We start from the raw sequence: 5,506 nt of genomic DNA, 5'->3' as shown, positions 1-5,506 counted from the left end.
TGGCGGTAGTGCTCGGCAATTCCGAGGACGCGACGATCCGGGCACTGTACGAGTGGATGAAGTCGCAACTGGCGGAACACAAGATGCCGGTGCGCTGGTGGGTGATCGACGAAATTCCCAGAACGTCGCGCGGCAAGATCAACCGGGATGCGGTCAAGGCCTTTTGCGTCACTCGGGATGCGCTCGATCTGGCCCGGATTCTTGACGGAGAAAGCCGCGATGAGCGCTGATCGCCCGCAACGCCTGAAGAATCTGATCGAGTTTCTGCGCACCATACAGAAGCCCACCAAACGGATCGAGAACGTTGGCGTCGATGACAGCCTGTTCGCGACGGGGCTGGTGGACTCGTTGGCCATCATCCAGATTGTCCTGTACCTTGAAACCACCTACGGGATTGATTTCGGCGCCAGCGGAATCGACCCGGAGCGGGTGAGTACGATGACCAGCATTCTTGACCTGATTGAGGAAACCCGCCAATGAATTCACCCACGTCGCGCACGCGCCTGTCGCCCGGCCATCGTCTCCGGGAATCGATGACCAACAGCGCTCTGATCCCGTTCATCGGGGTTTACGATGTCTTCTCGGCGACACTGGCGGGGCGTCATTTCGATAGCCTGTTTGTCAGCGGTTTTGGCTTTGCCGCCAGCCATTACGGCTTGCCCGATATGGGGTTCATCACGTGGACGGATATCGTGGCTTATGTCCAGCGCCTGCGCACAGTGCTGCCGTTCCACAATCTGCTGGTCGATATCGATGACGGCTACTGCGACCCCGAAGTGGCTTGCCATGTGGTATCGGTGCTCGAGGCCGCGGGAGCTTCCGGGGTGGTACTTGAGGATCAGAAGCGGCCGCGCCGATGTGGTCACTTCGAGGGCAAGCAGATCATGGATCTGGATGAATATCTGGCCAAGCTGCGCGCCGTTCTGGCAACCCGGCGTGATATGGTCGTGATTGCGCGCACCGATGCGTCGGATCTCGAGGATATTGCGCGTCGCGTTGAGGCGTTTTCTGCTGCCGGGGCGGATGCGGTGCTGGTTGATGGACTGACCAGTCTTGATGTGGTTCGCGCCTTGTCCCAGCGGGTTGATCGCCCTTTCTGTTTCAATCAGATTGCGGGTGGCAAATCGCCGGTGTGCACCCAGAGCGAGTTGAAGGACGCTGGCGTTTCTCTAGTGATCTACAGCACGCCGTGTCTTTTCGCCGCCCAGGCGGCGATCGACGAGGCCATGGCGGACCTCAAGGCGCGTGACGGAACCCTCGCCGGCAGCCGCATCGGCGTCAAGGATTGCACGCTCCTGTTGGCCGAAAATCAGGCTCGGCGCGATACGCGGAACTAGTCGTCGGTCGCCGGGGAAAGATCATATGCCCTCCCGCCGTCCGGCTCTCCCTTTGCTCCTCTATCGTCGAACTCTTTCTTCCGTGTGCTTGGCGACTCACGATCCGGAGTTACTTCGATAGACTCCCCTGTCGGTCAAACTTTGAGTGCGTCCCCGGCGGTGTCGCGAGACCTCCAATTCTTCCAGCCGATATCGCAGTCAGGCGAGAAGTTGGAGAACACCAACGGCTGCCATCTCGCCCCCCGTCAAGACGGTTCTTGATCTGTTACTACTGCCGTCGTCGCATAACGACGGCGAAATAGACCTAACGCCGGCATGCAGCTGCGCAGTCCCATTTCCAGTGCTCTGCTCCTTGCCGACCCCGCAGTTTGCCTGGGCAAGACGGCCTGGTCACTGGGTGGTTTTGGCGGATCACCCTGAAGCGCGCTCAGAACTCCCGAGTTCGATGCGTCGTTCGGGGCGTTTGCGGCAGGCTGCCAATTCACTTACCAGGCACCGCTCGAATGACCTGACGACGCTGATGTCGCCGTCTACTGATGACGCAGCAGCAAGAACCTCTGCGCGAATGGCTTTTCGGCGATCCGGGTCGCGGCACTCCTCCGCCAGACGCGTCGCGATACCAATGTAGTCGTCTGCCGAGGACGCGACGGTGCTTGACAAGCCTGCTTTTCGGAGCAAACCTGCAGCAAGGCGTTGGCGCATATAGGAACCTTCGATAGCGACGATCGGCAAGCCACGATGGATGGCCTGCCAAGCCGTGGTGTAGCCGGAAAAAACCGGACAGTCGAGAAAGACGTCGCAGAGATCGAGCAAAGCAAGGAACTTCCCCGGCGACAGCCAGGGAATCACCACCAGATGTCGGGTCGGATCGAGCCCGTGTCTGCGGAATGCCGATTCAAGGCGCACCATGACTTGGTCGGTCGCCCAAGGGCAAATCGGATCCCGCAACAGAATGAAGACACTCGGTCCGGTGGCGACGGCTATCCGCGCGTAGACCTCATCGTCGTCGGGATCGAACTTGATGGCCCGCTGAGCGATCACGAAGCGCGGGCCATCCAGGCCGAGAACGGCTGCTTCCACATCAGGAATCGGCTCTGCAGTGACCGGCAAGAACGAGGTACAGCAGCCGGTGCCGGGCAAGCGGATCAGTCGTTCCCGGTAGTGGGTATCAGCATCCGCGGGTTCCAGCAATTCGCCGGAAAGAAACAGATCGATGCTGGCCAGGCCGGTGGTGATCGGATGCCCCCAGCTTGCCACCTGCAGCGGTGCGAGCCGATGCGCGGCAAGGAAGTAGCAGATCGACGACATCCCGATTTCCGGGTAGAAGATCACGTCCGGGCAGTCTTCGGCTGCGGCGGCCAGCCAACCGCTGGCATCGCCGATGGTGTGACGATCGCGCCAGCCATCGAGCTGCGAGCGAGCAAAGGCGGTTTCTTCGTCCTCGGCGTTGCCCAAGTGATACAGGAACACTTCGAAACGCGTACGATCCAGATGCAGCAACAGGCCGCGCAGCACGATATCCCATACCGAATGCCGCCGTACGTGATGCGATACCACCAGCAGCCGGATCCGCGCGCGCGGTGGGCAAGATAGCGCAGCGTGCGATGGCAGGCATTCAGCGATCAGGTCGCCGTAGCGCGACAGGAGATCGACGTGATTGCCGTCGCGGTAGGCGAGGAAGAACGGTTGCTGCGCGCTGGCAAGGTCGGCGGTGCGTATCTGCCGACCGGGGTCGGCATGTAGCCAGCCCGAAAGCGTATCGAGCGAGCGAGCGAACGATGCGGCGACGGAGGCTGTTTCTTCGCTGGTTTGCGCGATGACCGGCAGAACCGCAGTCGCGAGCGCCAGGCGGGCGGTGGCACGATCGGGTTGCGCGTCGAGCACCTGGAGGTAGCAGTTTTCGGCGTCCTTCAACCGGCCGAGTTCCACCAGGACGCCACCGAGCCGCTCGAGGATTTCAGCGTTCTCCGGTTGCGTCTTCAACGCGTCCCGATAGCAAGCTTCGGCCTCGATGAAACGGCTCTGGTCGACGAGAAGGCGGCCCAGGTTAGCGCTGGCATTGGCGTGTGCAGGGGCCAGTTGCAGAGCGCGACGATAGCACTCCTCGGCTTTGACCAGGTTTCCCGTTTCCTGGAGCACGTTGCCAAGATTGTCGAGGGCGGGAACATACTCCGGAGCCACCTGAAGCGCGGCAACAAAGGAGTCTTTAGCTTCGTCGAAACGCGCGCTCTTGCACAGGATGTTGCCCAGGCAGAAGTGCGCCGCAGCATATGCTGGTGCGATCTGAGTCGCCCGCCGAGAGAAGGCCTCGGCTTCGCTGACCCGCCCCAGTTCGCCCAGCGTATCGGAGAGACAAACCAGCAGTTCTGCGGAATCCGGCGCGCTCCGCAGAACGCCGCGAAGGCAGACTTCGGCTTCTTCGAACCTTCCCAGCAGTCGCAGCGCATCGCCAAGGGCAATCTGCGCCCCCTGATTCTCCGGCTGAATGGCCAGGGCTCGGCTGAAACTTGCGACCGCTTCCTCGAAAAGCCCGCGCTCGATGAACACTCTCCCTAGCGCGGCCTGTGCGTCGAAGTCATCAGGGGACAATGTCGTTGCGCGTTGCAAGGCGGGTAAACCATCCTTGCCTTGTGCCTGCATGGTTGCACCAAAGAGTCCCCAGAGGAATCCTGAGTGCGGGGCTCGTTCAATCAGAACGCGCAGCAACGATTCGAGCTCAGGATGGCGGCCGACATGGAACATGGCCACCAACTGGCGCGCATCAATTGCGCCAGGCGCCGGGGCAACTTGGCGACCGCGCACCGCTTTCGCAGCGTCTCGGCCCAGGCAGCAGCTCTTGTATTTTCTGCCACTGCCACATGGACAAGGGTCATTCCGCCCGGGCTTCATCGGTAGTCGCTACCGTGAAGGGTGCCCACCCATGGAAATTGCGGGGGCCGCTGTGCGGCCGGGGCACCAATCATCGAACTGATGATGAGTTCGACCCGGCGCGACATCTCAGCCGCCGCGCGACGTGAGAAGGTGAGTATCAGGATGCGCTGCGGATCCGCGCCTTGGACGGCCAAGTGGGTGACGCGATGAGCCAGCGTCTTGGTCTTGCCCGATCCGGCACCGACTATCACCAGTAGCGGTCCGCGTTGCCCGTCGTATTCCACGGCGGCGCGTTGTTCGTCGTTCAACGATTCCAGGTAATCCGTACCGGCCAGGGATCGGTTCGGATTGTTGAGAGTATTCGAGGTGTTTGAAGGGGCAGGTGCGGTCATGGTTGGTATTTGCATAAAATACGCCGAAGTCAACGGAAATCCCGGCTGCTCGTGTGCAGACTGCCCAGCAACTCGGTGTGATCGACCAGTCGTTTGGCAATCAGATGCACGACCTCGCCTTCGCACTGTAGCACGCCCAGCACACCGAGCAGACGCGAACCCAGCAGCTCCTTGCGTTGCCGCTCTGCCAGCGGCGCATGCACGATCACGTTGGCCATGCCGGTTTCGTCTTCCAGGGTCACAAAAATGACGCCTTTCGAGGTCGAGGGGCGTTGCCGGCAGGTGACGAATCCGGCACAGCGCGCCAGCTTTCTGCTGGGCATCTGGCGCAGCTCGGCCGCCTGTACGTAGCGGCGCTGGCTCAGTTGCTGCCGCAGAAGAGTCATCGGATGGCAGCCGAGCGTCAGGCCCAGCGTGGCGTAATCGGCGATCAGACTTTCCGCTTCGTTGGGTGCGACCAGCGCTGGCCGTTCCTCGCGAATCGGCAGGCCGTCCAGCAGATCGTTGCGGACGCGAACGACCGCGGTTTCCCAGGCCGCCTCGCGCCGATGACCAGCGACGGAAACAAACGCATTGGCTTCGGCCAGCAGTTCCAGGTCGCGCTTGTTCAGTGCGGCTCGATGAGCGAGATCGGTAATGCCGGTGAATGCCTGTTCCGACCGTGCCGCCACAATGCGCTCCGCTGCCGCTTTCCCCATGCCGCCGATTCGGTTGATCCCGAGACGGATCACCGGCCGTGCCGAATCCGCTTCTTCCAGCGTCGTCTCCCACAGGCTGACGGTGACATCCACCGGCCGGACAGCGACGCCGTGGCGCTGCGCATCCTGCACGAGTTGCGAGGCCGAATAGAAGCCCATCGGCAGCGAATTCAGCAAGCCGGCGAGGAAAGCGGCCGGGTAGTGGCAC

Annotated in this window: 6 protein-coding genes and 1 pseudogene; 3 read left to right on the top strand and 4 right to left on the bottom strand. The window is 61.7% G+C overall.

Annotated elements, in window-relative coordinates; translation table 11 throughout:
• The 3 genes from PROAA_RS12770 to PROAA_RS12760 form a co-directional block, all read left to right on the top strand.
• The coding region (locus tag PROAA_RS12770; RefSeq protein WP_222102258.1) for a hypothetical protein at positions 1 to 230 on the top strand (230 nt) is incomplete at its 5' end.
• On the top strand, positions 220 to 480 hold the full coding sequence (locus tag PROAA_RS12765) for a phosphopantetheine-binding protein (protein WP_186411706.1): 261 nt from the start codon (positions 220 to 222) through the stop codon (positions 478 to 480). The genes PROAA_RS12770 and PROAA_RS12765, both read left to right, overlap by 11 nt.
• Complete coding sequence (locus PROAA_RS12760; protein WP_186411705.1) at positions 477 to 1,337, top strand: isocitrate lyase/PEP mutase family protein; 861 nt, start codon at positions 477 to 479, stop codon at positions 1,335 to 1,337. The genes PROAA_RS12765 and PROAA_RS12760 overlap by 4 nt, the downstream gene beginning before the upstream one ends.
• A 411-nt stretch (positions 1,338 to 1,748) precedes the next feature.
• Here the strand turns inward: PROAA_RS12760 and PROAA_RS12755 are convergent, their stop codons facing one another.
• From PROAA_RS12755 to PROAA_RS12745, 4 genes and pseudogenes are all read right to left on the bottom strand, one after another.
• Positions 1,749 to 4,139, bottom strand: a complete 2,391-nt coding sequence (locus PROAA_RS12755) for a tetratricopeptide repeat protein (RefSeq protein WP_245664267.1) — start codon at positions 4,137 to 4,139, stop codon at positions 1,749 to 1,751.
• Positions 4,140 to 4,160: 21 nt separating this feature from the next.
• Positions 4,161 to 4,226: pseudogene (locus PROAA_RS19305) on the bottom strand (SEC-C metal-binding domain-containing protein); the annotation flags it as partial.
• Positions 4,223 to 4,600, bottom strand: a complete 378-nt coding sequence (locus tag PROAA_RS12750; RefSeq protein ID WP_186411703.1) for a UvrD-helicase domain-containing protein — start codon at positions 4,598 to 4,600, stop codon at positions 4,223 to 4,225. The pseudogene PROAA_RS19305 and the gene PROAA_RS12750, both read right to left, overlap by 4 nt.
• 29 nt (positions 4,601 to 4,629) lie before the next feature.
• The coding region (locus PROAA_RS12745) for a helix-hairpin-helix domain-containing protein (RefSeq protein WP_483771115.1) at positions 4,630 to 5,506 on the bottom strand (877 nt) is incomplete at its 5' end.

This window comes from Candidatus Propionivibrio aalborgensis (assembly GCF_900089945.1).
GTDB classification, from domain to species: domain Bacteria; phylum Pseudomonadota; class Gammaproteobacteria; order Burkholderiales; family Rhodocyclaceae; genus Propionivibrio; species Propionivibrio aalborgensis.
Note: the sequence above shows the minus strand (reverse complement) of the source record. Positions and strands in the feature narration are given on the sequence as shown.

What these genes read in the sequence shown, in the direction of transcription:
- PROAA_RS12760 (WP_186411705.1), top strand. Translation starts at nt 477, where the DNA reads ATGAATTCACCCACGTCGCGCACGCGCCTGTCGCCCGGCCATCGTCTC.
- PROAA_RS12750 (WP_186411703.1), bottom strand. Translation starts at nt 4,600, where the DNA reads ATGACCGCACCTGCCCCTTCAAACACCTCGAATACTCTCAACAATCCG.
- PROAA_RS12765 (WP_186411706.1), top strand. Translation starts at nt 220, where the DNA reads ATGAGCGCTGATCGCCCGCAACGCCTGAAGAATCTGATCGAGTTTCTG.